Raw genomic sequence first — 25218 nt, 5'->3', positions numbered from 1 at the left:
CCCGTCGCCGATCCACCCCGGCCCGCCCCCTGGCACGGCCAGGCGTCCGTGGTCGCGGTCGTGGCGGTCGGTGGGGGCATGGGGGCCGCGGCCCGCTACGGCGCCGCACTGCTCTGGCCCACCGGCACCACGGGCTTCCCCTGGACCACCTTCTGGGTGAACGTCGTCGGCTGCTTCGTGATCGGCCTCTTCATGGTCGCCATCACCGAGGCGTGGACGGTCCACCGCCTGGTCCGCCCCTTCTTCGGCACCGGAGTCCTCGGCGGTTTCACCACCTTCTCGACGTACGCCGTCGACATCCAGCGCCTGATCGAGGAGGGCCGCCCCGCCACCGCCCTCGCCTACCTGGCCGCGACCCTCCTCGCCGCCCTCACGGCGGTCGGGATCGCCACGGCGACGGCGCGTCGCCTGCTGCGCACCGGCCCCGCCCCCACCTCGACACGTGAGAAAGGTAAGAGGTCGTCGTGAACTGGTTGCTCGTCGTCGTCGGCGGCATGGTCGGCGCCCCCCTGCGCTACCTCACCGACCGCGCGGTGCAGTCCCGCCACGACATGGCCTTCCCATGGGGCACCTTCGCCGTCAACGTCGCGGGCTCCGGCGTCCTGGGGTTCCTCACCGGTGCTGTGGCGGCCGGCGCCGCCAGCTCCCACCTGCACCTTCTCCTCGGCACCGGCCTGTGCGGGGCGCTCACCACCTACTCGACCTTCTCCTACGAGACCCTGCGCCTGGCGCAGACCGGCGACCGCTTCCACGCCGCCGTCAACGCGGTCGCGAGCGTGACGGCGGGCCTGGGCGCGGTCTACGTGGGGCTGGCGGTGGCGCGGGCCCTCTGGTCCTGAGCGCGGCCCTTACCCGGCCGTAGTACGACTGCTCTCCCGGCGCGATCACGCTCGCCGTGACCCGTGGCGGTCGCTCCTCAGCCGTGCCCCCGTCAGTCATGCCCTCGCGAAGCAGAACTGGACCCCATGAGCACCATCAGCGTCGGTCAGGCAGTCGTCCTCGGAGCGGTGGAGGGGGTGACGGAGTTCCTTCCGGTGTCCTCCACCGGCCATCTGAAGATCACCGAAGGGCTGATGGGGATCCAGGTGGACGACAGGGCGGTCGTCGGGTTCTCGGCGGTCATCCAGGTCGGCGCGATCGCCGCGGTGCTCGTGTACTTCCGTCACGACATCGCGCGCATCGGGTCCGCCTGGTTCCGGGGGCTGTTCGACGCGGGGGAGCGGCAGGAGCGCGACTACCGGTTCGCGTGGTGGGTGATCGCCGCGACGATCCCGATCGTCGTCGTGGGGCTGGTGGCCCGGTCGCTGATCGAGGGGCCGCTCGCCTCGCTGTGGGTGGTGGCGGGCTCCCTGATCGTCGGCAGCGGCGTGATGTGGGTCGCCGAACAGGTCGGCCGACGCAGGCGCGCGGAGGGGGACACCCGGTTCCGGGACGCGATGCTGGTCGGCGGTTCGCAGATCCTCGCTCTGCTGTTCCCCGGTTTCTCCCGCTCGGGCGCCACCATGTCCACCGCGCTACTGCTCGACCTCGACCGTGTCGCCGCCACCCGACTCTCCTTCTTCCTCGGCATCCCCGCTCTCACCGGCGCCGGCCTGTACGAGCTGAAGGACGCCCTCGGCGCGGGGGTCGGCGCGGCCCCGCTGATCGCCGGAACCACCGTGTCGTTCGCGGTCGCGTACGCCTCGATCGCCTGGCTGCTGAAGTTCGTGACCAGGCACTCCTTCCAGGTGTTCGTGTCCTACCGGATCGTCGTGGGCGTCCTGCTGTTCGGGCTGCTCGCTGCCGGTGGCCTCAGCTGACGTGGCCCTGGAGTCTTAGCTCAGACACCGATCCTGCTGGCTTATTCCGTGCCCAACGAGCCGTCAGCCCCGCCGGGCACGGAATAAGCCAGCAGGATCGACACCAGCCGCAAACCAGCCGGATGATCACGTGCTCGCCGCCGTGGCGCCCTGTTCGTCGTGCTCCCGCCGCATCCGCATGACGGTGGCGGGCGAGGGTGCCGGCCCCTCTTCGCCAAATGGAACGCACCCTCACCGCCGAACGCGCCGCCCATGCCCGCGCCGTCGCCGAAGCCGCCGGCCGCCACATCGGACGCCCCGTCGCCCACCCGAAGACAAGATCAAGTACGCCAAGCTCCGCAAGGTCCAGGGCAGCAGCCTCGGACAGATCGCGGCGAAAACCGGTATCCCCAAGACGTCCCTGCATCGGTACCTGCAGGTGTAGCGCTCTGCCCGGCCAGGACCGGACCCCGTTGCCGTGGCTAGACCACTACACCCAGCAGGTTACGGAACGCCTCGGCACCCGGCGGTGTCACCTTTACCGCGCGTCCGGATCCGACCCGCTGTACCCACTGTCGACGCAACGCCGTGGCGCACAAGGCCGCGCCCAGCGCTCCGGCGAGATGCGGTCGACGCTCCGTCCAGTCCAGGCAGTTCCGTACCAAGGGGCGTCGGGCGCCTGGGGGCTGCTCGTATCCCAGAGCGTCGGCCAGCCAAGTCCGGCCTGCCGCGGTGACGGCGACCCCGGAGTCGGCAGCGACCAGCCCTCGGGCGACCATGGCGTCTGCCAGGGCCACGCCCAACTGCCCCGCCAGATGGTCGTAGCAGGTGCGGGCACGGGCTTCGGCGCTGAGACGCACCGATTCGCGCAGATTCCGCGGACGGGGAGTATCCGGGGTGTACGAGGCCAGGGCCTCGACGAGGGCGGCCGCCTCCGGGCCCGCCAGTCGAACATAGCGGTGCCGGCCCTGGCGCTCCTCGGTCAGCACCCCGCCCTGAATGAGGCGGGAAAGCTGCTCGCTTGCTGTGGACGGCCGCACCTCTGCATGCCGGGCGAGCTCGCCCGCCGTCCAGGCACGTCCGTCCAGCAGCGCCTGACAGAAGATCGCCCTGGTGCGGTCGGCGAACAGGCCGGCGGTCTCGGCGAGTGAAGGCATGCCCTCATGATGGCGCAGGGATGGTTCGGGCAGCGCCGAACTGTTCCGCACCTAGCGTCAGGGCCATGACCCACCCGACGCATGAATTCGACCGCTATGCCGATGTGCGGACGGCCCTTGCCGACCCGGCCCTGGTCCCGGAGCCACCGGAGGCGGACGGCGGTCCCGTGGGGGCGAGCATGGCGTGGCTGCGGGCCGCCGTGGTCCGGTTCAGCTCCGGTGAAACACATCGACGGCGCAGAGCCATCGTGGAGGCCGAACTCGCCCGGCTGCAGCCCGCCACGCTGCGGCAGGCAGTGACGGCCGGCACCGAGGGCGAGATCCGGGTGCGGGTGGTCCAGGCCCTCGCCGAGGCCCTGGGGATGCCCGAACCCACCGTGGCCGCGAAGGCGGTGAACGTCGTGGCCGAGGCCTACTTCGGGGGTGAGGACCCGGCCGCGGACGAGGCCGTGACCCGACTGGTGACGCAGTTGGTGTCAGAGAACGCGGACGGGGCCGCCTTGGAGGTCGTCGCCAACCGCATCGGGCTGCTGGTGCAGGCGTGCGCGGCGACGGCGGCGCTGGTCGAGGCCGCAGCCGACGGTGACGCGCCGCTGGCACGGGTGCTCCGGGAGACTCCTCCGGTGCGAACCATGCGCCGCGTCGCCGTCCGCGCCACCCGCGTCGCCGGACGGGACATCGCCGAGGGCGATGTGGTCCTCCTGGATCTGGCAGCCGCGCAGCGCACGCATCCCGTGCCACTCACTTTCGGCGCACCGCCCCGGGTCTGCCCCGGCAGGGCGCACGCTCTCGCCCTGGCCGACGGCCTGCTCCAGCGCCCGCTGACCCCATTTGCGCACCTGCACCACCGGGCCACCCCGCTGCTGCTGCCCAACGCCTGGGACTATGCTTCCGCCGCCGCCCTGGCGGCCCAGGGCTTCGACGCGATCGGCACCACCAGCCTGGGCGTGGCCGCGGCCCTTGGCCTGCCGGACGGGGCAGCCGCCACCGCGGAGGCGACCGTGGCGCTGGCCCGCCACCTCGGACAGGGCATCTTCCTGTTCACCGTCGATGCCGAAGGAGGCTTCAGCGACGACCCGCAGGAAGTGGCCAAGCTCGCCCGAAGGCTGCATGACGCCGGCGCCGCGGGCATCAACCTCGAAGACGGCCGCCCAGGTGGCATCCTTTCCTCCGTCGACCTGCACGCCGCGAAGATCGCGGCCGTCAAAGCCGCCGTACCCGGACTGTTCGTGAACGCCCGCACCGACACCCACTGGCTCGGACACCAGGAGGAGGAGACCGCAGAGCGCCTCGCCGTCTACGAACAGGCCGGGGCCGATGGGGTGTTCGTGCCGGGTCTGTCGGACCGTGAGCAGATCGCCGCACTGACAGCAACCCTCGTCGTGCCGCTGAACATCCTGTACGCGCCGACCGGACCGAACCTCACCGAGCTGGCCGCGTTGGGTGTGCGCAGGATCAGCCTCGGCTCACTGCTCTACCGCAGAGCCCTGGCGGCGGCCGTAACCACCGCGACCGACATCCGCGACGGCCGACCGACGGACCTCAGCGCCCCCTCCTACGCGGAGGTGCAGGCGACTTCGGTACTCCGCGCAGCCGACTCCGGAAACTGACATGAAGTCGTCGCTCACGGCTCCGGATCGGTTCATGTGGGTGTTTCAGGCGTCCAGCCATGTGCAGCTCGCGCAGCGTCTTCTGTCCGAGGGGTACATCTTGATGGCCCGTGCCCGCCAGGCGGCCACCAGCTTCCCGAGTCGTCCGTGCACAGCCCGTCGGGCAGCCCGAGCCTGCGCACGTCGTTGAGCTTGGTGATCTCGGCAGCAGGGAGTCCAGGCCGACCGGCCTGGGTCGCGTTTGAACGCGGCCAGCAGCGCGGTCCCCGCTTCGTTGTCCTCGGCCGCCAGGGACAGCAGCCGGGCCGTGCCCGCCTCGCCGAGGCGGCCGATCGTGCGGGCGCAGAACGTCCTCTCCCACTTACCGCGCGCCGCGACGAGCACCTTCTCAGCCCGGACACGGCCCGGCGGCTCGATCCTCCGGGCCCGGCACTCGACCAGCAGGGCCTCGCGCTGCCGGTCCTCCACCAGTTCGACCGGACAGACCTCCACGGCCAGCCATTCGGCCAGCGCCTTCTCGTCCGCGACGCTCGAGAGCCGAGATCCCAGGGCCTCACGGATCTGCTTGCGGTGGTACTCGGCAGTCCGGCCGACCAGCAGGTACTTCGCGACGTCGTGACCGGGACCTTCACCAGATCGGCGACGTACTCCACCGCGGCCGACGGGACCCCTTCCGGCACATCGGGGAACCGGCCTTCCGGCTCGAAGAACTTCAGCAAGAGGCTGAAGCCGAGCCGGGTCGTCCCGCTCGTGTCAGCCACCAGGTCCCAGTCGCCGTCCACCAGCGTCCAGTTCGCCAACAGCTCCTCTGGCGACCACTCTTGCCGCCCGCCCGCCCCTTTGGCCTCGATCGCTCGATCAGACCAACGGCGACGCCCAGGGCGGGGAAACGGTGCTTGTCCGGCTACCCGCGACCTGCTTTGCGGCTGGTGTCTGCGCTGGGACGCCGGGGCCGACGCGGCCCTCCGCGCGCGGCCGTCACACGGCACACCGGCCGTCCGGTAGGACACGAACACCCGGAAGATCGAATACGGGTCCCCTTGACAGCCCCCTCCGGTCACCCGCAGGATCACCCCCGTGAACCTGTCAGACAGCCAGACAGGTGGCTCGGCACCCCGGCGCGTCAGCGCCATGGAAGCGGTGCTCACCCACCTCCGCGACGCCATCGAGCGCGGCAAGTACGTCGTCGGGGAGAAACTCCCCTCGGAGGCGGAGCTCTGCCGACAGCTCGAAGTGAGCCGTCCGGTCCTGCGCGAGGCCCTGCGCGCCCTCCAGGTGATGGGACTGACCCAGTCCCGCACCGGCAAGGGCACCTTCGTCATCGCGAACGCCGTCGAGGACCCCACCTTCGGCGACTACGCGGCGAGCGACCTGCTGGAAGTGCGCCGGCACGTGGAGATCCCGGTCGCCGGGTACGCGGCGGTGCGCCGCACCCCGGAGAACCTCGACCATCTGGCCCACCTGCTGGACCGGATGGAGCGGGAGACCGACACCACCGCCTGGGTCGCGATGGACACCCTCTTCCATCTGGCCGTGGCCGAGGCCGCCCAGAACCCGGTGTTCCGCCGGGTGATCGAGGAGATCAGGGACGCGCTGGCCCGCCAGTCGGCCTTCCTCAACGAGCTGGGCGGCCGGCGCGAGCAGTCCAACCGCGAGCACCGGGCCATCGTCGAGGCGCTGATCGACGGTTCCGAACACGACGCGGTGGAGGCCATGTCCCACCACCTCGACCGCGTCGAGACCACCCTCACCGACATCGTGCGTTCCCCGCGCACGGACAGTTCCACGGAAGGCGGACCCGAGGCGTGAGCGAGCAGTCCCTCGAAAAAGACGTCGTAACCGGCGGGAATTCCGCCCACGTCGACGCCGGAGACGCCGGCTACAGCAAGTCCCTGAAGTCCCGCCACGTCAACATGATCGCCATCGGCGGCGCGATCGGCACCGGGCTCTTCCTCGGCGCCGGCGGCCGTCTCGTCGACGCCGGCCCGTCCCTGTTCATCGCGTACGCGGTCTGCGGCATCTTCGCCTTCCTCGTCGTACGCGCCCTCGGCGAACTGGTCCTCTACCGGCCCTCGTCCGGCGCGTTCGTGTCCTACGCCCGGGAGTTCATGGGGGAGAAGGGCGCGTACACGGCCGGCTGGATGTACTTCCTGAACTGGGCCACCACCGGGATCGCCGACATCACCGCCGTCGCCGTCTACACCCACTACTGGGGCATGTTCTCCGACGTGCCGCAGTGGGTGATCGCCCTGGTCGCCCTCGCGGTCGTCCTCTCCGTGAACCTGATCTCCGTGAAGATGTTCGGTGAACTGGAGTTCTGGTTCGCGATCATCAAGGTCGGCGCGCTCGTCCTCTTCATGTGCATCGGCATCTGGCTGCTCGTCACCCAGCAGCCCGTGGACGGCCACACCCCAGGCCCGGCCCTGATCACCGACAACGGCGGCCTCTTCCCCAACGGCATCCTGCCGATGCTGCTGATCATCCAGGGCGTCGTCTTCGCCTACGCCTCCGTCGAACTGGTCGGAGTCGCGGCCGGAGAGACCGAGAACCCCGAGAAGATCATGCCGAAGGCGATCAACTCGATCATGTGGCGGGTCGGCCTGTTCTACGTCGGCTCCGTGATCCTGCTGTCGATGCTGCTGCCCTGGTCCTCGTACAAGGCCGGCGAGAGCCCCTTCGTCACCGTGCTCTCCAACATCGGCGTCCCGGCCGCCGGCGGCATCATGAACCTGGTCGTGCTCACCGCGGCCATGTCGTCGCTCAACTCGGGTCTGTACTCCACCGGCCGCATCCTGCGCTCGATGGCCGTCGCGGGCTCCGCCCCGAAGTTCACCGGCGTGATGAGCCGCAGCCAGGTCCCGTACGGCGGCATCCTGCTCACCAGCGGAATCTGTGTGCTGGGTGTCGGCCTGAACTTCGTGGTCCCCGCCGAGGCGTTCGAGATCGTGCTCAACTTCGCCGCCATCGGCATCATCGCCACCTGGGGCATGATCATGATCTGCCACCTGCTGTTCTGGCAGAAGACCGAGCGCGGCGAGCTGACCCGCCCGAGCTACCAACTGCCGGGCTCCCCCTGGACCGAGCTGGTCACCCTGTTCTTCCTGGCCTCGGTACTGGTCCTGATGTACCTGGACGGCGGTGTCGGCCGCACGACCGTGCTGTGCCTCCCCCTCATCGTGTTGGCGCTGGTGCTCGGCTGGTTCGGCGTCCGCCGCCGGGTCGGCCGGCAGCCGGCCGGAGTGAAGAAGTGATGCAGGCAGTGATGTACGACCCCACGACCACCGGAGCCGCGGCGACCCCAGCCGCTCCGGTGGCCGCGGCCCCCGCGATCCGGGAACCGCTGCACGCCCCCGTCGCCCACCTCGTACGCGGAGGTGTCATCGAGGGCATCCACCACGGCTCCGTCGTGGTACTGGGTGCCGACGGGGAGGTGGAACTCCAACTCGGCGACATCGAGGCGGCGTTCTACCCCCGGTCGGCGCTCAAGCCGGTCCAGGCCGTGGCGATGCTGCGCGCCGGACTCCCCCTGGACGGCGAACTGCTGTCGCTGACCGCCGCCAGCCACTCCGGCGAGGAACGCCACCTCGCCGGAGCCCGGCGGATCCTGGAGCTGGCCGGCGCCACCGAGGGCGATCTGCGCAACGTCACCGACATGCCGTACGACCCGGCCGTCCGGGACGCGTGGATACGCGAGGGGAGGCAGCCCTCCCGTCTCGCGCAGAACTGCTCCGGCAAGCACGCGGCCATGCTCTACACCTGCACGCTCAACGGCTGGTCCCTGGACGACTACCTCGACCCTGCCCACCCCCTCCAGCAGGCCATCGCCGAGATCGTCGAGGACCTCACCGGGCAGGCCATCGCCCGCGTCACCGTCGACGGCTGCGGCGCGCCCCTGTTCTCCGTCTCCCTGCACGGTCTCGCCCGCGCCCTCGCCCGGATCACCACCGCCGCCGAGGGCACTCCCGAACGCACCGTCGCCGACGCCGTGCGCGACCACGCCGAGATGGCCTCCGGCGCCGGACGCGACGTCGCCGAGCTGATGCGGGCCGTGCCCGGACTGCTCACCAAGGACGGCTTCGAGGGCGTGCAGGTGGCCGCGCTGCCCGACGGCCGCGCCGTGGCCGTGAAGATCGCCGACGGTGCGAACCGGGCCCGGGTTCCCGTCACCGCCGCGGCCCTGGCCCGCGCGGGCGTCGACCCGGCTGCCCTCGCCGCCTTCGCGGGCGCCCCGCTGCTCGGTGGCGGCCACGTAGTCGGACACATCCGGCCGGCCCGGGCGCTCGACCCGCTCGCGGAGACCACGGACGGCTGAGAACCGCTCGCGGGCCCGGGCCGCCGCCCCCGGGCAGGCCCACGGATCCCGGGCCCACGGACCGGGCCCACGGATCCCGGGCCCACGGATTCCGGGCCCACGGATTCCGGGCCCACGGATCCCGGGCCCACGGATCCCGGGCCCACGGATTCCGGGCCCACGGATCCCGCGGACATGTGAACCCCTGACCCCCGAGATCACGTCTCCCTTCGAACCGTCTTCCGACGGCGCGGCCCCACCAGGGCCGCGCCCGGCGAGGACGGCCACCCGCACCCGCCTCAAAGAAGAGGACCCGTACCACCATGACCGCCGCAGCGACCCGCAGCGAACACGATCTGCTCGGAGACCGTGACGTCCCCGCCGACGCCTACTGGGGCGTCCACACCCTGCGCGCCACGGAGAACTTCCCCATCACGGGCACCCCCATCTCCGCCTACCCCCACCTGGTCGACGCCCTGGCCGCCGTCAAGGAGGCCGCCGCCCGCGCCAACGAGGAACTCGGCCTGCTGACCCCGGAGAAGGCCGCCGCGATCATCGAGGCCTGCCGGGAGATCCGCGACGGCAAGCTGCACGACCAGTTCGTCGTCGACGTGATCCAGGGCGGCGCCGGCACCTCCACCAACATGAACGCCAACGAGGTGATCGCCAACCGGGCGCTGGAGCTGCTGGGCCACGCCAAGGGCGAGTACGCGCACCTGCACCCCAACGAGGACGTCAACCTCGGTCAGTCCACCAACGACGTCTACCCGACCGCCGTCAAGATCGCCACGGTCTTCGCGGTGCGCGGACTGCTCCAGGCGATGGCCGTCCTCCAGGACTCCTTCGCCCGCAAGGCCGTCGAGTTCCGGCAGGTGCTCAAGATGGGTCGCACCCAGCTCCAGGACGCGGTCCCCATGACGCTCGGCCAGGAGTTCTCCGCGTTCGCCGTCATGATCGACGAGGACCGCAGCCGTCTCGCCGAGGCCGTCGAGCTGATCCACGAGATCAACCTCGGCGCCACCGCCATCGGCACCGGCCTCAACGCACCCGCCGGCTACGCCGAGTCGGCCCGCCGCCACCTCGCCGACATCACCGGACTGCCGCTGGTCACCGCCGCCAACCTGGTCGAGGCCACGCAGGACTGCGGCGCGTTCGTGCAGATGTCGGGCGTCCTCAAGCGCATCGCCGTCAAGCTGTCGAAGAGCTGCAACGATCTGCGGCTGCTGTCCTCCGGTCCGCGCGCGGGCCTCAACGAGATCAACCTGCCGCCGGTGCAGGCCGGTTCGTCGATCATGCCCGGAAAGGTCAACCCGGTGATCCCCGAGGTCGTCAACCAGGTCGCCTTCGAGGTCATCGGCAACGACGTCACCATCACCATGGCCGCCGAGGCCGGACAGCTCCAGCTCAACGCCTTCGAACCGGTCATCCTGCACTCCCTCTCGGAGTCCCTCACCCACCTCCGCGCGGCCTGCCTCACCCTCGCCGAGCGCTGCGTCGACGGCATCACCGCCAACGAGGACGACCTGCGCGCCGCCGTGGAGAACTCCATCGGCCTGGTCACCGCCCTCAACCCGCACATCGGGTACACGGCCGCCACCGACATCGCCAAGGAGGCCCTCGCCACCGGCCGGGGCGTGGCCGAACTCGTCCAGGAGAAGGGCCTGTTGCCCGCCGAACGACTCCGGGAACTGCTGCGGCCCGAGGTGCTCGCGGGCAGCGGCGTCCCGCCGGCCTGATGGGTTACCCCGCCTTCCGGCCGATCCTGGAACGCATCGCCGAGGAGATCGAGCGGACCCCGGGCCGGGGCCGGCCCGCCGACTACATCCCGGCGCTCGCGGCCCGCGACCCGCGCAGCTTCGGCATGGCCGTCGCGGAGCCGGACGGCACGGTGTACGGCGTGGGGGACTGGCGCGAGCCGTTCTCCACGCAGTCCATCACCAAGGTCTTCACCCTCGCGCTCGACCTGGCGCGCGAGGGTGACGCCCTCTGGGAGCACGTGGGCCGCGAGCCCTCCGGCAATCCCTTCAACTCCCTGGTGCAGCTGGAGTACGAGAACGGCATCCCGCGCAACCCGTTCATCAACGCGGGCGCCCTCGTCGTCACCGACCGCCTGCACACCCGCACCGGCGACGCGGCGGGCACGCTGCTGTCCTTCCTCCGGGAGGAGAGCGGCAACCCCGACCTCGACTTCGACCCGCAGATCGCCGCCTCCGAGTCCGCCCACGGCGACCGCAACGCCGCCCTCGCCCACTTCATGGCGTCCTACGGCAACATCGACAACCCCGTACCGTCCCTCCTCGACCAGTACTTCCGCCAGTGCTCCCTCACTGCCTCCTGCGCCGATCTCGCCCTCGCCACCACCTTCCTGGCCCGGCACGGCGTCCGCGCCGACGGCACCCGCCTGCTGACCCGCAGCCAGGCGAAACAGATCAACGCGGTGATGCTCACCTGCGGCACGTACGACGCGGCCGGTGACTTCGCGTACCGCGTGGGCCTGCCCGGCAAGAGCGGGGTGGGCGGCGGCATCATCGCGGTCGTGCCCGGCCGTTGCACGCTCTGTGTGTGGAGCCCGGGGCTCGACGAGCGGGGCAACTCGGTGGCCGGAGTGGCGGCCCTGGACCGGTTCACCACCCTGACGGGGCTGTCGATCTTCTGACCCCTCCCGCACAGGACCTACCGCCCCGGTACCGCGTCCGTCGGCCGGGGCGGCGGGTTCGCTCATCGTCACGTCCCGGTACCCGCCCGGAAGGCGCGACGTCGCTTCCGCGCCACCCGGCGTCGACAGCCTGACCGAGTGTTGGCCATCGCCTTTCCCGTCGACCTGCGCCGCTGCCAGGCACTCGGCCTGGCCGGATCCGCCGTCCTCGCCCTCGGAGGTGAGACCGCCGGAGCCCTGCCCGTGCGGGAGTCGCTCTCGCCGACCTCGGGGCGTGGCGCGGGGCTCGTAGGCGTCTACTTCGGCGTCGTCCTGCTGATCGCCGCCTGGGCACTGCTCGGCAAGGTGATACGGGGGCCGGAACCACCGACTCCCCGCGCTCTGCTGGTCGTTCTCGCCGTCTGGGCGGCACCCCTGCTGCTCGCGCCCCCGCTGTTCAGCCGGGACGTCTACAGCTACCTCGCCCAGGGCGCCATGGTCGACGCGCACCTGGACGTCTATCTGCACGGGCCCGCCCGGCTCGGCGGACCGCTCGCCGACGAGGTCGCCCCGATGTGGCGGCACAGCGCGACCCCGTACGGCCCGGTCTTCCTCGCCCTGGCCTCCGGGCTGTCCGGTCTGACCGACGGCCGGATCCCGGCCGGGCTCATCGGGATGCGTCTGATCGCGCTGCTCGGCGTGGCGCTGATGGCCGTGGCACTGCCCCGCCTCGCCCGGCACAGCGGAACCGACCCGGCGGTCGCCCTCTGGCTCGGCGCGCTCAACCCGCTCGTCCTCCTGCACCTGGTGGCCGGGGCCCACAACGACGCGATGATGCTGGGGCTGCTGGGCGTCGGGCTGGTGCTCGCGCGGGGCCGCTGGTACCTCGTGGGCGTCGTCCTGGTGACGCTCGCCGCGCTGGTGAAGGCACCCGCCGCGCTCGGGCTGGTGGCGGTGGTCGTGATGCGCGGCCGTACGGGACTGGTCCGGACGGCGGCGGGGACCCTGGCGGTCGCCGCCGTCACCACGACCGCCGCGACCGCCCTGACCGGCACGGGATACGGCTGGATCGCCGCGCTGCGCACCCCCGTGTCCCCGGAGAACTGGTCGCCCACCACCGTCCTGGGCCGCGCCACCGGCACCCTGCTGCACGGCCTCGGCAGCGACCTGGCGCCCCTCGCCCTCCCGGCGTGGCGTGCCGCCGGGCTGCTGCTGACGATCGCCGTCGTCCTCCACATTTGGTTCCGGCGGCGACCTGGCCCGGTGTACGCGCTCGGCCTCAGCCTCCTCACGCTCGCCGCGCTGAGCCCGGCGATCCGCCCCTGGTACGCGCTGTGGAGCCTGTTCCTCATCGCCGCCGCCGCGCGGAGCGTGCGCGTGCAGCGGCGGGTCGCGGTCGCCAGCGCGGTGCTCGCGCTGGCCGTCCTGCCGAGCGGGAACCCGGCGGACACCGAGCAGATCGTCCTCGCGGTGTGCGGGGGAGTGCTCGCGGTGGTCGTGCTGTGGCAGGCCGAACAGGCCTCCCGGGTGCCGGCGCTGGAGCGCACGGCATGAGCGAACCGCGCCGCACACGGCTCCGGCCACGCACCGACCGGGCCCGCGTGCTCCTCGTCCTCGGTGCGGCCGTCGCCGTCACCGTCTTCACCGCCACCGTCCCGCTGCTGCGTGACTTCTTCGACCTGGGCGTCTACCACGGCACGATCGACACCTGGGTCCACGGCGACGGCCGCGTCTACGACTACCTGGTGCCGGGCACGACCTACGGCTTCACCTATCCGCCGTTCGCGGCCGTCGTCATGTCGCCGATGGCGCTGGTCGGCCTGGGCACCGCGATCGTGCTGTGCCTGGGGCTGAACCTGGCGGCACTCGCGGCCGTCCTGTCCGTACTGGCCGGGCCGGAGCTGCGGCGCCACGGCTGGTTCGCTGTCTCCCTCGCCCTCTGCGCGCTCGCGCTGTTCGAACCGCTGCGGGACACCTTCAGCTTCGGGCAGGTGAACCTCCTGCTGCTGGCCCTGGTCCTCGCCGACGCCCGGCTGCTGGCCACGGGCCGGGACCGCTGGGCGGGCGTCGGCATCGGTCTGGCCGCCGCGGTCAAGCTGACACCCGCGATCTTCATCGGACTGCTGCTGCTCGCCCGGCGGTGGCGGGCCGCCGGCCTCGCGACGGCCGTCGCCGTGGCCGCCACCGCGGCGGCGGCCTGGATCGCCCCGGCCGCCTCCCACTTCTACTGGACCGAGGCACTGTGGGACACCAGCCGTTTCGGCCGCCTCGACTACGTCTCCAACCAGTCGTTGCAGGGCGTCCTGGCCCGGCTCGTCGCCCCGCACGAACCGAGCCGCGTCGTATGGGCGGCGCTGGTGCTCGTGGTGGTGTGCGTGTGGGCGTGGCGGACCCGGGCAGCGGTCCGCGCCGACGACTGGATCACCGCCTTCGCCCTCACCGGGCTGACCGGCTGTCTGGTCAGCCCGATCACCTGGGTGCACCATCTGGTGTGGCTGCTGCCGGCCTTCGCCGTCCTGCTCAGGCACCGTCGGCTGCTGCCGCTCACTGCGGTGCTGTACGCGGTGCTGTGCAGCAGCGTCGTCTGGCTGTGGTTCGACGACGCGTCGGGCGTCGGCGGCTTCGTCGGCTCCAACACCTATGTGTGGATCACGCTCGGTCTGCTGCTGTGGCTGCCGGTCGGTCAGCCCCGCGCGGACCGGCCGAACCTGAGCCGCAGGGCGAGGGCCACGGCCGCCGCGCCCACGCCGGCCGCGCCCGTGATCGCGCCCACCACCGGCCAGTCGGGAACGGTCACCTCGGCCGCCTCCGCGCGGACCGCCGGCAGGGACCCGGGGTCGGCCTGAGGCGCGGCCGCCGGGCGCGGTGGAACGAGCGAGCCCACGGCGTCGACCCGTCCGGCGGCGGCGAACCCCCAGTCGAGCAGGGAGCGCGCCTCCTCGTAGACGGCGAAGCCGCCGCCCGACTCGGGGCGCATCACCGTCACCACGAGGGTGCGCCCGCCCCGTTTCGCGGCGGCGATCAGCGTGTTGCCCGCGTTGGTGGTGTAGCCGTTCTTGACGCCGATCAGCCCCGGATAGCGTTCGACTCCGGCGCCGGTGAGCAGCCGGTTGGTGTTCTGGATGCCGAACGACCAGCCGTCCGCCGGGAACTTCGCGCTGGCCGTGGCGCAGTACCCGGCGAACTCCGCGTTGCGCAGCCCCGCCCGCCCGAACACCGCCAGGTCGTAGGCGGACGACACCTGGCCGGGCGCGTCGTAGCCGTCGGGGGAGACGACATGGGTGTCGCGGGCTCCCAGGGCGCGGGCCTTGTCCCGCATCTGCTGGGCGGTCGCCTTCCAGCCGCCGTTGAGGTGGGCCAGGACGCGTACGGCGTCGTTGCCCGAGCTGAGGAAGACCCCGCGCCACAGGTCGGCGACGGTGTACGTGCGGTTCTCCTTGACGCCGACCAGGCTGCTCCCCGCGCCGATGCCCGCCAGTTCCTCGCTCTTCACCGTGTGTCTCAGGCCCGCCGGGAGGCCCGGCAGCACGGTGAGCGCGAACAGGGCCTTCAGCGTGCTCGCGGGCGGCAGCTTGCGGTGCGCGTCGTGCGCGGCGAGCACCGCGCCGCTGTCGGCGTCGGCCACCAGCCACGACACCGCGGACACGTCCTGCGGCACCTCGGGCGCCCCCGCCCGGGGCCGTACCTGTGTCCCCTGCCCGTACAGGGACGGTGACCCCTGCGCGGCCTTGGCGTCCTGCGTGCCCGTCTCCGGCCGGGGGTCGACGGCTTCGAGGTCGGTCACGACGGCCAGGGCCCCGAGCGCGCAGACGGCGGTGCAGCACACGGCGATGCGGGCCGCACGGGGAGCTCGGGCGCCCCGGGATGCGCGAGCGACACGGGAAGCGCGGGATGAGAATCCGATGGTCATACCGAAAACGTAGGAAGGGGCGTGCCCCAGTCCGCGATGCCCGGGCCGAGAGCACGGATCGAGCACCCGGATGCCGCATGTCATGCCGCCGGCAGCGTGGGCCGCACCTGCCGCAGGAAGGCCGCGTTGTCCGGCGTGGCGCGCATCCGCTCCAACAACGTCTCCAGGTTCGGCTGCCCCTCGTGCGACCGCAGGGCCCGCCGCAGACCGCGTACGGTCGTCAACTCGCCGGTCGTCAACAGGAGTTCCTCGCGCCGGGTGCCGGAGGGGGTGATGTCCACGGCCGGGAAGACCCGCCGGTCGGCGAGGGCGCGGTCCAGGCGGAGTTCCATGTTGCCGGTGCCCTTGAGCTCCTCGAAGAAGAAGCCGTCGGCGCGGGAGCCGGTGTCCACCAGGGCGGTGGCCAGGATGGTGAGGGAGCCGGCCTCCTCGGTCAGCCGGGCGGCACCGAAGAGCCGCTTGGGGCCGTGCAGGGCGGCGGCGTCGACGCCACCGCTGAGCGTGCGGCCACCGGACGCGGCCGCGTTGTTGTGCGCCCGGCACAGCCGGGTCAGGGAGTCCAGGAGGATCACCACGTCCTCACCCTGCTCCACGAGCCGCTTGGCGCGCTCCACGACGAGTTCGGCGAGCGCGATGTGCTCCTTGGGGGACCGGTCGAACGTCGAGGCGTACACCTCGCCCCGTACGGAGCGCCGCATGTCGGTCACCTCCTCGGGCCGTTCGTCGAGCAGGACCACCATCAGGCGGGCCTCGGGGTGGTTGGCGGCGATCGCGGCGGCCACCTGCTGCAGCAGGACGGTCTTGCCGGTCTTGGGCGGGGCCACGATCAGTCCGCGCTGCCCCTTGCCCACGGGGGCGACGAGGTCGACCAGACGGCCCGTCAGGCCGCTCGCCGGGTGTTCGAGCCGCAGCCGCTCGCGCGGGTGCAGCGGGGTGAGGTCGTGGAAGTGCGGCCGGGAGCGCAGCTCTTGGGGCGTACGGCCGTTGATCCGCTCGACCTCGGTGAGGACGCGCCGGGCGTCGCGTACGCCCTCGACGGTGTCGCCCTTGCGCAGGCCGTACCGGCGGATCAGCGCGGCGGGGACCTGTGGGTCGGCGGGCGTGGGCAGGCAGCCCTCGACGCGCAGCCGGCCCGGCCCGCTCTGCGTGGTCTCCAGGACGCCGGTGACCCGGACCGGAGGCCGAGCATCGGTGGAAGTGTGTTCGAGTGTGGTGGTGGTCATGCGGGGGGTCCTTTCGAGGACGTGAGGGAGACGCATGGGAAGGGGAGGGGAAGGCGCACACCCGGAGTACGGCCGAGCCGTGCACGGCCGCGTGTCGACAAGCGGCCCGTGCGTCACGGGTTGGTGCGGTGAGCCGACGGCCGGTCGAGAAGCGACGGGCGGTTCGGCGAGAGAGATCTCAGGACCCGCGAGATCTGCGGATCCGAGAGGGAGCGGCACCGGAGCCGAGAAGGGCGATACACACGTGCCACTTTGAGCGTACCACTGTCGGCGGTCTGCTGTGGGGAGTTCCTTACCGATGGCTTACCCGTGCTCGTTGAACCGATCTCGCGGAACCCCCGTACAGATGGGCGCACCGCCAGCGGTCTTCGCACGGAAGGAACGTCGCGTGTCGCTCTTCACGCGCTCCAGCCCATCACCCGACACGGACGAGGCGAGCAAGCCGTCGGTCGATGAGACACCGGCGAAGACCGTCGACCCCGTCCGCCGATGGCGCGGTTACCGGACGGCGTTCCGGACGAGGTACCCCGTCGCGGCGCGGAGCGTGTCGTGGGGTGTCACGGCGCTGGCCGCCGCCCTGGTCCTCTTCGCACTGCTGATGCCGGGCAAGGCCGAGTACTTCGAGGCGCGGCAGTTCCTGCGCATACCCGTGGAGCCGATCCTCGCCGCCGCCCTGATGCTGGTGCTGCCCCGGCGGCCGAGGCTGGTCGCGGCGGTCGTCGTCGGCTTCGGCCTGGCCGCGCTGGTGGTCGTGAAGGCACTCGACATCGGCTTCAACCAGTTCCTCGGCCGGGGATTCAACATCGTCCTCGACTGGGGCCTGCTGGACGACGCCGAGTCGTACGTCCAGGACACGCTCGGCCCGACGGGCGCGACGGCCACGGTGGTCGGCCTCGTGGTCCTGGTGCTGCTGCTGTTCGCCGTCCTGGCACTGGCCGTGGTCCGCCTCGTCGATCTCCTCGTCCGGGACCGGGACCGGGCGACCCGGGGCACGATCGTCGCCGGGACCGTGTGGATCACCTGTGCGGCGCTCGGCCTGACGCCGATCGAGAACACGGCGGTCGCCTCCAGGAACACCATCGGTTTCGTGCAGGACCGCTGGGGCCGGGTCCAGGAGACCCTGCGGGACGAGGCCGCGTTCGCCCAGGAGGCCAAGAAGGACAAGTTCGCCGATGTCCCGGCCGACCGGCTGCTGACCGGACTGCGCGGCAAGGACGTCATGATCACCTTCATCGAGAGCTACGGCCGCGCGGCCCTGGAGGACCCGGCCATCGCACCGGGCGTGAACGCGGCCCTCGACGAGGAGGGCAAGGCCCTGACCGAGGCCGGGTTCGCGGCGAAGAGCGGCTGGTTGACCTCAGCGACGTACGGCGGCAGCAGCTGGCTCGGCCACTCCACGTTCCTCACGGGCCTGTGGATCGACAACCAGAGCCGCTACCGCACCGTCACCGCCGGTGAACGCCTCACGCTGCCCGGCGCGTTCCGCAAGAGCGGCGCCTGGCGGACGGTCGGCATCGTGCCCGGAGTGCAGAAGAACTGGCCGGAAGGCGACTTCTACGGCCTCGACAAGGTCTACGACTCCCGCGATCTCGGCTACCGGGGGCCCAAGTTCAGCTGGTCCACCATGCCCGACCAGTACGCCCTCTCCGCGTTCGAGCGCCTGGAAGCCGCCAAGAAGCGCGACAAGCCGCTGATGTCGGAGATCATCCTGACCTCCAGCCACCAGCCCTGGGCCCCGCTGCCGGAGATGGTCGGCTGGGACGAGGTCGGCGACGGCTCCGTCTACCGGGACATCGAGAAGGCCGGCAAGGACCCCGCGGACGTGTTCACCGACCCCGTCAAGGTGAAGGAGGAGTACGGCAAGTCCGTCCAGTACTCGCTGCACAGCCTCCTGCGGTACGTCGAGAAGTACGGCGACGAGAACACCGTCCTGGTCTTCCTCGGCGACCACCAGCCCATGGCGAGCGTCAGCGGCAACGGCGCGAGCCACGACGTACCGGTCACCGTCGTGGCGCACGACCCGACGGTCCTCGACCGGATCGCCGACTGGGGCTGGTCCGACGGCCTGCGCCCCGGCGACGACGCTCCGGTCTGGCGCATGGACACCTTCCGCGACCGTTTCCTGACGGCGTACGGCGAGGAGCCGACGACGGCCGGCTCGCCCGCGCCATAGCACCGAGGCGTCGGCGTGGGCAGCCGTGCCGCGACCGGCTAGCAGTCGAGCTCGAAGATCCCGTACCCGAAGCCCTGCGCGGTGATCGTGCCGTCCGCGATCTCCACGCCCCGCCCCTCCAGGGGGTCACGGACTGCGCGCTCGTACGACCAACCGGCCGCGTTCCGCCGGGGGTTGACCACCACCAGGTACCGTCCGCCCCGCACGTACACGAACGGACAGCCCGCGTGCAGCACCTCCACCGAGCCGCCGGAGCCCAGTTCTGGGGTCCGGCGGCGCAGGGCGATCAGGCGGTGGACGAGGTGGAGGAGCGAGGTGGTGTCGGCGCGCTGGGCGGCGACGGTCGGGCGGTCGGGGGAGGGGTCGAGGGGGAGGTAGAGGCGGTCGGCGGGGGCGGTGGCCGGGCACGTGGCTGCCGCCGAGCATCTCAGGAGGGCCACAGCCTGCCCGCGGGGGTTGGCACTGCTCGCCCAGGAGCGCCCATAAGGCCGCTTTACTCGATCGTGTGATGGTCGGGTTCCTGGCTTGCGGCGTCCTTGGCCGTCCGGGTTGACGTGCTCGCGCGATCTGGGACACCGGATATGGCATCGGCGTGCGGGGCCCCCGCTCCACCGGAGACGTGGTTCGGGGCCTCCCCGTCGCCACTGGCCGTACCCACCTGGCCAGGCTCACTCCTGCTCAGTCTTCAGGAATGGTTTTGTCCTGGTGGGCCGGGACTGCATGATGGCGGACCGGCGTCGCTCCACGGGCGCCGGAAAACCGTCGTTCGATTCGGAGTCACCACGTGCCCAGCAAGAAGGCCCTCGTCCGCCGCCCGAGCCCCCGCCTGGCCGAAGGCCTCGTCACGCACGTCGAACGCACGGAGGTGGACGTCGACCTCGCGGTCGAGCAGTGGGAGGCGTACGGCGAAGCGCTGCGCGACCACGGCTGGGAGACGATCGAGGTGGAGCCGGCCGACGACTGCCCGGACTCGGTGTTCGTCGAGGACACCGTCGTCATGTACAGGAACGTGGCGCTGATCGCGCGCCCCGGCGCCGAGTCCCGGCGGGCCGAGACCGAGGGGATCGAGGAGGCCGTGGCCGCGCTCGGCTGCTCGGTGAACTGGGTCTGGGAGCCGGGCACGCTGGAGGGCGGCGACGTCCTGAAGGTCGGCGACACCGTGTTCGTGGGCCGGGGCGGGCGCACCAACGCGGCCGGCGTCCAGCAGTTGCGGGCCGCGTTCGAGCCGCTCGGGGCGCGGGTGGTCTCCGCCCCGGTGAGCAAGGTGCTGCATCTGAAGTCGGCGGTCACGGCGCTGCCCGACGGCACGGTCGTCGGGCACATCCCGAAGATGGACACCCCGTCGCTGTTCGGCCGCTTCCTGCCGGTGCCGGAGGAGGCGGGGGCACACGTGGTGCTCCTCGGCGGCGACAAGCTGCTGATGGCCGCGAGCGCACCGAAGACCGCCGAGCTGTACTCCGACCTCGGTTACGAGCCCGTCGTGGTCGACATCAGTGAGTTCGAGAAGCTCGAGGGCTGTGTGACATGCCTCTCGGTGCGCCTGCGCGGCCTGTACGCCTGACGGGTGATCGCTTCGCCCCTTCGGCGCCGGGACCTGCGGGTCCACGGGGCCTTCGGCGTGCCCGCCGACGGCACGGGGGACCCCGCTGATCAGGGGTCTTTACAGCACACTTAACCTACGGCATCGTAACCTACGGCTTCGTAGCCTACGATGCCGTAGGTTCAGGTCGCCCGCCCGCGGCAGCACCGAACGTCCCGTTCCCTGTACGTCCCCCTGGAGCCTCTGTGTCGATCACTTCTCCCCACCTCGGCAGCCCGTCCGGCGAATGGACCGACGCGCGGCTGCTGTACGCACTGGAGGAAGTCGTCGAGAAGGAACTCAACCGGCACCTGAAGGTCACCAAGGACTGGATGCCGCACGAGTACGTGCCCTGGAGCGACGGCCGCAACTTCCCCGGTTTCTTCGAGGACGGCGAGGCCTGGGAGAAGGGACAGTCGAAGGTCTCCGAGGTGGGCCGGATCGCCCTCGTGGTGAACCTGCTGACCGAGGACAACCTGCCCAGCTACCACCACGAGATCGCCACCCTCTTCGGCCGGGACGGCGCCTGGGGCACCTGGGTGCACCGCTGGACCGCGGAGGAGGGCCGGCACGGCATCGTGATGCGCGACTACCTTCTCGCCTCGCGCGCGGTGGACCCGGACAAGCTGGAGCAGTTCCGGATGGCCCACATGGGCGAGGGCTTCGAGTCGGACAACCGGCACTCGATGCTGCACACGGTCGCATACGTCGCCTTCCAGGAGCTCGCCACCCGCGTCTCGCACCGCAACACCGGCCACCACTCCGGTGACCCCGTGTGCGACCGCATGCTGGCGCGCATCGCGACCGACGAGAACCTGCACATGATCTTCTACCGGAACCTGCTGAAGGCCGCGTTCGAGTTCGCCCCCGACCTCACCATGCAGGCGGTCCGGGACGTCGTGGTCGACTTCCGGATGCCCGGCCACGGTATGCCCGGCTTCGAGCGGGCCGCCGCGCAGATGGCCATCGGCGAGGTCTACAACATGCGTATCCACCACGACGACGTCCTGGCGCCCGTCATCCGCTTCCTGAAGATCATGGAGATCGACGGCCTCGGCCCCGAGGGCATGAAGGCGCAGGAGGAGCTCGGCCTCTACATGGGGGGACTCGACGCGGAGGCCCGCAAGTTCGACGAGAAGCTGGCGGCGCGCAAGGCACGGATGGCGGCGCGGGCCGGGGCCTGACGGCCGCGGCCTGACGGCCGCGCACCGCAGGAGGCCCGGAGGCCCGGAGGCGCGGAGTACCTGAGCCGGGTGGCCGTGCGGCGCAGGGGGCGGGGCGGCTGGATTCGAACCAGCGTGTTCCGGTTTTGGAGACCGGCGCGTCTGCCTCTGCGCTACGGCCCCGCCCTTGGAGGGGAGCCTAGTCGCTCCCCTCACCTCACCACTCCGCCTCCCGGTAGTCCTTGAGGAAGACTCCCGACACCGGGTCGCCCGCCTCGCCGCGCACGATCGGGTCGTAGACGCGGGCCGCGCCGTCGACGATGTCGAGCGGGGTGCGGAAGCCGGCACCGGCCATGCGGTTCTTCTTGGGGGCGGGGTTCTCGTCGGTGATCCAGCCGGTGTCGACGGCGCACATGTGGACGCCCTGCTCCGCGAGTTCGGCGGCGCTGGTGCGGGTGAGCATGTTGAGGGCGGCCTTGGCCATGTTGGTGTGCGGATGCCCGGCCGTCTTGTTCCGTACGGCGAAACGGCCCTCGACGGCGGTCACGTTGACCACGTAGCGGCGGGGGCGTGGAGCGGCGAGCAGCAGCGGCAGCAGGCGGTCGCAGAGGAGCGCCGGGGCCAGGGAGTTGACCAGCTGGGTCTCCAGGACCTCCGCCGGGTCGAGTTCGCCCAGCCGCGCCGACCAGGAGTTCTCCGGGGCGGGGTCGGGCAGCAGTCCGGCCTCGTCGGCCTCGCGCAGCACGACGGGCAGGGTGGCGGCGCCAGCCCCCAGCATCCGCATCGGGGTGAACCCCGGTGCCTGCCGCGCCCCTTCGGGCAGCGCGTCGTACTCCCCTGCGGCCAGCAGCGCGTACGACTCCGGCGGCCGCCGCACGGTCTGGGCCGCGTTGTTGACCAGGATGTCGAGCGGCTCGCCCTCCTGCCTCAACTGCTCGCACAGGCCCAGCACTTGGCGCGGGTCCCGCAGGTCGACGGCTATGACGGTCAGCCGGTCGAGCCACTTCGCGCTGCCCGGCTCGGCCCGGAAGCGGCGCACGGTGTCGTGCGGGAAGCGGCTGGTGACGAGCAGTTCGGCGCCGTCGCGCAGCATCATCAGGGCCAGCTGGAAGCCGATCTTCACACGGCCGCCGGTGAGCAGCACGCGGCGCCCGCTCAGATCGGTGCCGAGGGCGCGGCGGGCGGTGTTGTCGGCGGCGCAGTCCGGGCACAGCCGGTGGTAGAAGGAGTCGACCTGTCGATAGGACGCCTTGCAGACATAGCAGTGCCGCGACTTCAGGAGAACTCCCCCGCCGCCCGCCGCTCGTTCCGACAGCGGGGCGTCCTCGCGCCGGTCCAGGGCGCCGGTGGCGGTCGCGGCCATCACGGCGGCGTCGTTGGCGGACTTCTCGGCGCCGCGTGCCTTACGGCGACGCTTCCAACCGTCGCGTGCGAAGGACGCGGCGACCCGCTCGGCCCGTAGCCGCACGGGGTCGTCCACGGGCAGCGCCCTCAGTCGGCCGACCGTACGGTGGAAGGCCGCCAGTTCGTCCTCGGTGATACCGCCGTCGACGCTCGTGCCGTCGTCGTCGCTCATGCGTGCCCCGCCCCGCGTGTCCCGTGCCGTGTCGCGGCTGTCCCCTCGGCCCACGCGGCCTCCGAAGCAGCGCGGCGCCGTGCGTCGGGCGCGGTGCGCCGCCGTGAAGCGCGGTCCGGACGACCGGATTCGAACCGGCGTTTCCGCCCTGGCAAGGCGGTGCGACTGCCTCTGCGCTACGTCCGGACCGCGCCCCCGGATCCTATGGGCCCGCCTCGGCCGGGGCCCACCGATTTTCGCGCCGGCCCGGAGGTGACCCCGTCGGCCCGTCGGCCAGGCGCCGCGGCGCATTCGACACCGGCCCGTCAGCCGTTCTCGGTGCGCCGGAGTCGCAGTCTCTCCTTCTCGGAGAGTCCGCCCCAGACGCCGAACCGTTCGTCGTTGGACAGCGCGTACTCGAGACACGCGGTACGCATCTCGCACATACCGCAGATGCGCTTCGCCTCACGCACCGAGCTGCCGGGCTCGGGAAAGAAGAAGTCTGCCCCCGTCTGCGCACACAGCGCCCGCTCCTGCCAGGCACGGTCGATCGGGGTGATCGTGTCGTTGTGCATGCCCAGCAGCGTGCCGGGCACCGAAAAACGTTCGATCAACGCGACATCAACGCGACACGCCGGGACGCCGGGACGCCGGGACGTCGGGACGCCGGGAGTCTGGGAACTGCAGACCGACGGACCTGCGGGCCTGCGGGCTTGCGGGCCTGCGGGCCTGCGGGCTTGCGGGCCTCCATGGCTGCCACCCTGCCTGCCTGGCGGATGCACGGCGCATCGCGTCCCGCCGATGCGCGGGCGGGCGCGCGTGCGCGGTGCCAGACTCGGCAGTACGGGCAACCGGCCCCTCGACCTCCGCAGAGGAGCGCAGCCATGCTCAGCACCCGCCATGTCGACGGCGCCCCGAACTGGATCGACCTCGGCACCCCCGACATCGAAGGCGCCGCCTCCTTCTATCACCACCTCTTCGGCTGGCAGTTCGAGTCAGCAGGCCCCGGGATGGGCGGCTACGGCTTCTTCCAGCTCGACGGCCGCACCGCCGCGGCAGGTATGCAGAATCCCCCGGAGCAGGGACCGCCGTCCTGGAACATCTATTTCCGGACGCCGGACGCCGATGCCACGGCCGAGGCGGTCGAGCAGGCCCACGGCTCCGTGCTGCTGCGGCCCATGGATGTGGCGGACGAGGGCCGGATGGCGATCCTCGCGGACCGGGCGGCTGTGCCCTTCGGCGTGTGGCAGCCCGCCCGCATCACCGGGCTCGACGTCGTCATGGACCCGGGCGCGCTGTGCTGGCTGGAGCTGTACACACCGGACCTGCCCGCGGCGGCCGGGTTCTTCAACTCCGTGTTCGGCTGGGAGACCTCCGCCATCGACATCGCCGGCAGCAGCTACACCTGCGTGAACCCGGCGGGCACCGAGCCCGGGTCGATGTTCGCCGGCATCGTGCCGCTCGACGAGGACCCGAGCGAGGCGGGGTCCGGGCCGTACTGGCTGCCGTACTTCGAGGTGCCGGACACGGACGCCGCGGTGAGCAGGGCGCTGGAGCGCGGTGGCGGTGTCCGGCTGCCCGCCACCGACCTCCCGGGCGCGGGGCGTTTCGCCAAGCTCACCGACCCGTACGGGGCACGGTTCGCGGTGATCAGGAGCGAGCAGCCGCAGGGTTAGGGCGCCGCAGCGGCTGGGGCCGCCGCCTCGCTGGCTGGGGCTCCGCTTCAGGGCCGGGGCCGCCGCCCTCGCTGGCTGGGGCTCAGCTTCAGGGCCGGGGCGCCGCCTCACCAGCCGGGGCGCAGCGTCAGAGCCGGGGTCCAGGCCTCACCAGCCGAGGCCGAACGTCGTTCGACTTGTCGTCAGTTCATGAACCCATCCATGTTCTTGAGAGCGCTCTCAGTCATAAGTCTTGACGGCTCAACCTCCCCTGGGAACAGTGGGGGAACCACAGCAGGGGCCCCGTCCGCTGTGCCTCCACTCCCCCACGTCCCAGGAGGCCATCGTGATCTCCCGCCGTACGTTCCTGTCCATGACCGCCGCCGCCGTCGGCGCCACCGCCGTCGGGGCGCCCTCGGCCCGCCCGCCCACGCCGCGCCCGCCACCTGCGAACTCGCCCTGCAAAACGCCTCGTTGCCGGGCCCGGTC

The 25218-nt window shown here is 71.7% G+C and carries 21 protein-coding genes, 2 tRNA genes and 3 pseudogenes; 16 read left to right on the top strand and 10 right to left on the bottom strand.

The window, feature by feature from the left end:
* From crcB (P1P70_RS15520) to P1P70_RS45780, 4 genes are all read left to right on the top strand, one after another.
* Positions 1-468, top strand: a 468-nt coding sequence (gene crcB, locus P1P70_RS15520) for a fluoride efflux transporter CrcB (protein WP_319237535.1), incomplete at its 5' end; no start/stop codon positions are given.
* A complete protein-coding gene (gene crcB / locus P1P70_RS15515) occupies positions 465-839 on the top strand; it encodes a fluoride efflux transporter CrcB (RefSeq protein ID WP_319237533.1) in 375 nt (124 codons plus the stop codon). The genes crcB (P1P70_RS15520) and crcB (P1P70_RS15515), both read left to right, overlap by 4 nt.
* Before the next feature lie 126 nt (positions 840-965).
* Positions 966-1799: an undecaprenyl-diphosphate phosphatase gene (locus P1P70_RS15510; RefSeq protein ID WP_319237531.1), complete on the top strand. Its 834-nt coding sequence runs from the start codon at positions 966-968 to the stop codon at positions 1797-1799.
* Between the two features lie 178 nt (positions 1800-1977).
* Positions 1978-2223: a helix-turn-helix domain-containing protein gene (locus P1P70_RS45780; protein WP_413471477.1), complete on the top strand. Its 246-nt coding sequence runs from the start codon at positions 1978-1980 to the stop codon at positions 2221-2223.
* 37 nt (positions 2224-2260) lie between these two features.
* Here P1P70_RS45780 and P1P70_RS15505 read toward each other — a convergent pair whose 3' ends face one another.
* Entirely contained in the window at positions 2261-2935 is a 675-nt protein-coding gene (locus P1P70_RS15505; RefSeq protein WP_319237529.1) for a winged helix-turn-helix domain-containing protein, read from the bottom strand.
* A 65-nt stretch (positions 2936-3000) separates the two neighbouring features.
* Between P1P70_RS15505 and P1P70_RS15500 the strand changes: the two genes are divergently transcribed.
* Positions 3001-4545, top strand: coding sequence for an isocitrate lyase/phosphoenolpyruvate mutase family protein (locus tag P1P70_RS15500; RefSeq protein WP_319237526.1), 1545 nt, complete (start codon positions 3001-3003; stop codon positions 4543-4545).
* Between the two features lie 45 nt (positions 4546-4590).
* Here P1P70_RS15500 and P1P70_RS15495 read toward each other — a convergent pair whose 3' ends face one another.
* The gene (locus P1P70_RS15495) at positions 4591-5037 is read right to left on the bottom strand and encodes a hypothetical protein (RefSeq protein ID WP_319237542.1); all 447 of its coding nucleotides are present in this window, start codon (positions 5035-5037) and stop codon (positions 4591-4593) included.
* Positions 5038-5225: 188 nt separating this feature from the next.
* Positions 5226-5678 (bottom strand): annotated as a pseudogene (locus P1P70_RS15490) (hypothetical protein); the annotation flags it as partial.
* Between P1P70_RS15490 and P1P70_RS15485 the strand changes: the two are divergent.
* The 7 genes and pseudogenes from P1P70_RS15485 to P1P70_RS15455 all read left to right on the top strand — a co-directional run.
* The gene (locus tag P1P70_RS15485; RefSeq protein WP_319237524.1) at positions 5623-6354 is read left to right on the top strand and encodes a FadR/GntR family transcriptional regulator; all 732 of its coding nucleotides are present in this window, start codon (positions 5623-5625) and stop codon (positions 6352-6354) included. The pseudogene P1P70_RS15490 and the gene P1P70_RS15485 sit on opposite strands and share 56 nt — an antisense overlap.
* Positions 6351-7796 carry an amino acid permease gene (locus tag P1P70_RS15480; protein ID WP_319237521.1) on the top strand — a complete coding sequence of 482 codons (1446 nt, stop codon included), beginning with the start codon at positions 6351-6353 and terminating at the stop codon, positions 7794-7796. The genes P1P70_RS15485 and P1P70_RS15480 overlap by 4 nt, the downstream gene beginning before the upstream one ends.
* Before the next feature lie 11 nt (positions 7797-7807).
* A complete protein-coding gene (locus tag P1P70_RS15475; protein ID WP_413471476.1) occupies positions 7808-8857 on the top strand; it encodes an asparaginase in 1050 nt (349 codons plus the stop codon).
* A gap of 302 nt (positions 8858-9159) precedes the next feature.
* Positions 9160-10572: an aspartate ammonia-lyase gene (gene aspA, locus P1P70_RS15470; RefSeq protein WP_319237517.1), complete on the top strand. Its 1413-nt coding sequence runs from the start codon at positions 9160-9162 to the stop codon at positions 10570-10572.
* Entirely contained in the window at positions 10572-11492 is a 921-nt protein-coding gene (locus P1P70_RS15465) for a glutaminase (protein ID WP_319237515.1), read from the top strand. Before aspA ends, P1P70_RS15465 begins: the two co-directional genes overlap by 1 nt.
* A gap of 147 nt (positions 11493-11639) precedes the next feature.
* The gene (gene mptB / locus P1P70_RS15460; protein WP_319237539.1) at positions 11640-13025 is read left to right on the top strand and encodes a polyprenol phosphomannose-dependent alpha 1,6 mannosyltransferase MptB; all 1386 of its coding nucleotides are present in this window, start codon (positions 11640-11642) and stop codon (positions 13023-13025) included.
* Positions 13022-13879: pseudogene (locus P1P70_RS15455) on the top strand (glycosyltransferase family 87 protein); the annotation flags it as partial. The gene mptB and the pseudogene P1P70_RS15455, both read left to right, overlap by 4 nt.
* Positions 13880-14154: 275 nt before the next feature.
* Here P1P70_RS15455 and P1P70_RS15450 read toward each other — a convergent pair.
* Positions 14155-15381 carry a D-alanyl-D-alanine carboxypeptidase family protein gene (locus P1P70_RS15450; RefSeq protein ID WP_319237514.1) on the bottom strand — a complete coding sequence of 409 codons (1227 nt, stop codon included), beginning with the start codon at positions 15379-15381 and terminating at the stop codon, positions 14155-14157.
* An 80-nt stretch (positions 15382-15461) separates the two neighbouring features.
* Complete coding sequence (gene rho, locus P1P70_RS15445; protein ID WP_319237512.1) at positions 15462-16604, bottom strand: transcription termination factor Rho; 1143 nt, start codon at positions 16602-16604, stop codon at positions 15462-15464.
* A 388-nt stretch (positions 16605-16992) separates the two neighbouring features.
* Here rho and P1P70_RS15440 point away from each other — a divergent pair, with 388 nt between their 5' ends.
* Positions 16993-18777 (top strand): sulfatase, encoded by a 1785-nt coding sequence (locus P1P70_RS15440; RefSeq protein ID WP_319237511.1) that lies wholly within the window; start codon positions 16993-16995, stop codon positions 18775-18777.
* A 38-nt stretch (positions 18778-18815) separates the two neighbouring features.
* Here P1P70_RS15440 and P1P70_RS15435 read toward each other — a convergent pair.
* A pseudogene (locus P1P70_RS15435) lies at positions 18816-19178 on the bottom strand (oligo-1,6-glucosidase); the annotation flags it as partial.
* A 383-nt stretch (positions 19179-19561) separates the two neighbouring features.
* Between P1P70_RS15435 and ddaH the strand changes: the two are divergent.
* Together ddaH and P1P70_RS15425 are read left to right on the top strand one after the other, a co-directional pair.
* Positions 19562-20338, top strand: coding sequence for a dimethylargininase (gene ddaH / locus P1P70_RS15430; protein ID WP_319237509.1), 777 nt, complete (start codon positions 19562-19564; stop codon positions 20336-20338).
* A 224-nt stretch (positions 20339-20562) separates the two neighbouring features.
* Positions 20563-21540, top strand: coding sequence for an acyl-ACP desaturase (locus P1P70_RS15425; protein WP_319237508.1), 978 nt, complete (start codon positions 20563-20565; stop codon positions 21538-21540).
* 88 nt (positions 21541-21628) lie between these two features.
* Here the strand turns inward: P1P70_RS15425 and P1P70_RS15420 are convergent.
* The 4 genes from P1P70_RS15420 to P1P70_RS15405 all read right to left on the bottom strand — a co-directional run bounded on the left by P1P70_RS15420 (position 21629) and on the right by P1P70_RS15405 (position 23649).
* Positions 21629-21704, bottom strand: a tRNA-Trp gene (locus P1P70_RS15420).
* A gap of 32 nt (positions 21705-21736) precedes the next feature.
* Entirely contained in the window at positions 21737-23095 is a 1359-nt protein-coding gene (locus P1P70_RS15415) for an SDR family oxidoreductase (protein ID WP_319237507.1), read from the bottom strand.
* A 114-nt stretch (positions 23096-23209) separates the two neighbouring features.
* A tRNA-Gly gene (locus tag P1P70_RS15410) sits at positions 23210-23281 on the bottom strand.
* Between the two features lie 119 nt (positions 23282-23400).
* Positions 23401-23649: a WhiB family transcriptional regulator gene (locus P1P70_RS15405; protein ID WP_302184970.1), complete on the bottom strand. Its 249-nt coding sequence runs from the start codon at positions 23647-23649 to the stop codon at positions 23401-23403.
* 309 nt (positions 23650-23958) lie between these two features.
* On the opposite strand from P1P70_RS15405, the gene P1P70_RS15400 reads away from it, so the two are divergent.
* On the top strand, positions 23959-24750 hold the full coding sequence (locus tag P1P70_RS15400; protein ID WP_319237506.1) for a VOC family protein: 792 nt from the start codon (positions 23959-23961) through the stop codon (positions 24748-24750).
* The last annotated feature ends 468 nt before the right edge of the window (positions 24751-25218 follow it).

It is taken from the genome of Streptomyces sp. MB09-02B (assembly GCF_033794485.1).
Classification (GTDB): Bacteria; Actinomycetota; Actinomycetes; order Streptomycetales; family Streptomycetaceae; genus Streptomyces.
This window is presented reverse-complemented; position numbering and strand designations above follow the sequence as displayed.

Excerpts from the sequence above, each read along its gene's own strand:
- rho (WP_319237512.1), bottom strand. The coding sequence starts at position 16,604 with ATGACCACCACCACACTCGAACACACTTCCACCGATGCTCGGCCTCCG.
- P1P70_RS15500 (WP_319237526.1), top strand. The coding sequence starts at position 3,001 with ATGACCCACCCGACGCATGAATTCGACCGCTATGCCGATGTGCGGACG.
- P1P70_RS15450 (WP_319237514.1), bottom strand. The coding sequence starts at position 15,381 with ATGACCATCGGATTCTCATCCCGCGCTTCCCGTGTCGCTCGCGCATCC.
- aspA (WP_319237517.1), top strand. The coding sequence starts at position 9,160 with ATGACCGCCGCAGCGACCCGCAGCGAACACGATCTGCTCGGAGACCGT.
- P1P70_RS15505 (WP_319237529.1), bottom strand. The coding sequence starts at position 2,935 with ATGCCTTCACTCGCCGAGACCGCCGGCCTGTTCGCCGACCGCACCAGG.
- P1P70_RS45780 (WP_413471477.1), top strand. The coding sequence starts at position 1,978 with ATGACGGTGGCGGGCGAGGGTGCCGGCCCCTCTTCGCCAAATGGAACG.
- P1P70_RS15510 (WP_319237531.1), top strand. The coding sequence starts at position 966 with ATGAGCACCATCAGCGTCGGTCAGGCAGTCGTCCTCGGAGCGGTGGAG.
- P1P70_RS15415 (WP_319237507.1), bottom strand. The coding sequence starts at position 23,095 with ATGAGCGACGACGACGGCACGAGCGTCGACGGCGGTATCACCGAGGAC.
- P1P70_RS15475 (WP_413471476.1), top strand. The coding sequence starts at position 7,808 with ATGTACGACCCCACGACCACCGGAGCCGCGGCGACCCCAGCCGCTCCG.
- P1P70_RS15405 (WP_302184970.1), bottom strand. The coding sequence starts at position 23,649 with ATGCACAACGACACGATCACCCCGATCGACCGTGCCTGGCAGGAGCGG.
- P1P70_RS15465 (WP_319237515.1), top strand. The coding sequence starts at position 10,572 with ATGGGTTACCCCGCCTTCCGGCCGATCCTGGAACGCATCGCCGAGGAG.
- P1P70_RS15400 (WP_319237506.1), top strand. The coding sequence starts at position 23,959 with ATGCTCAGCACCCGCCATGTCGACGGCGCCCCGAACTGGATCGACCTC.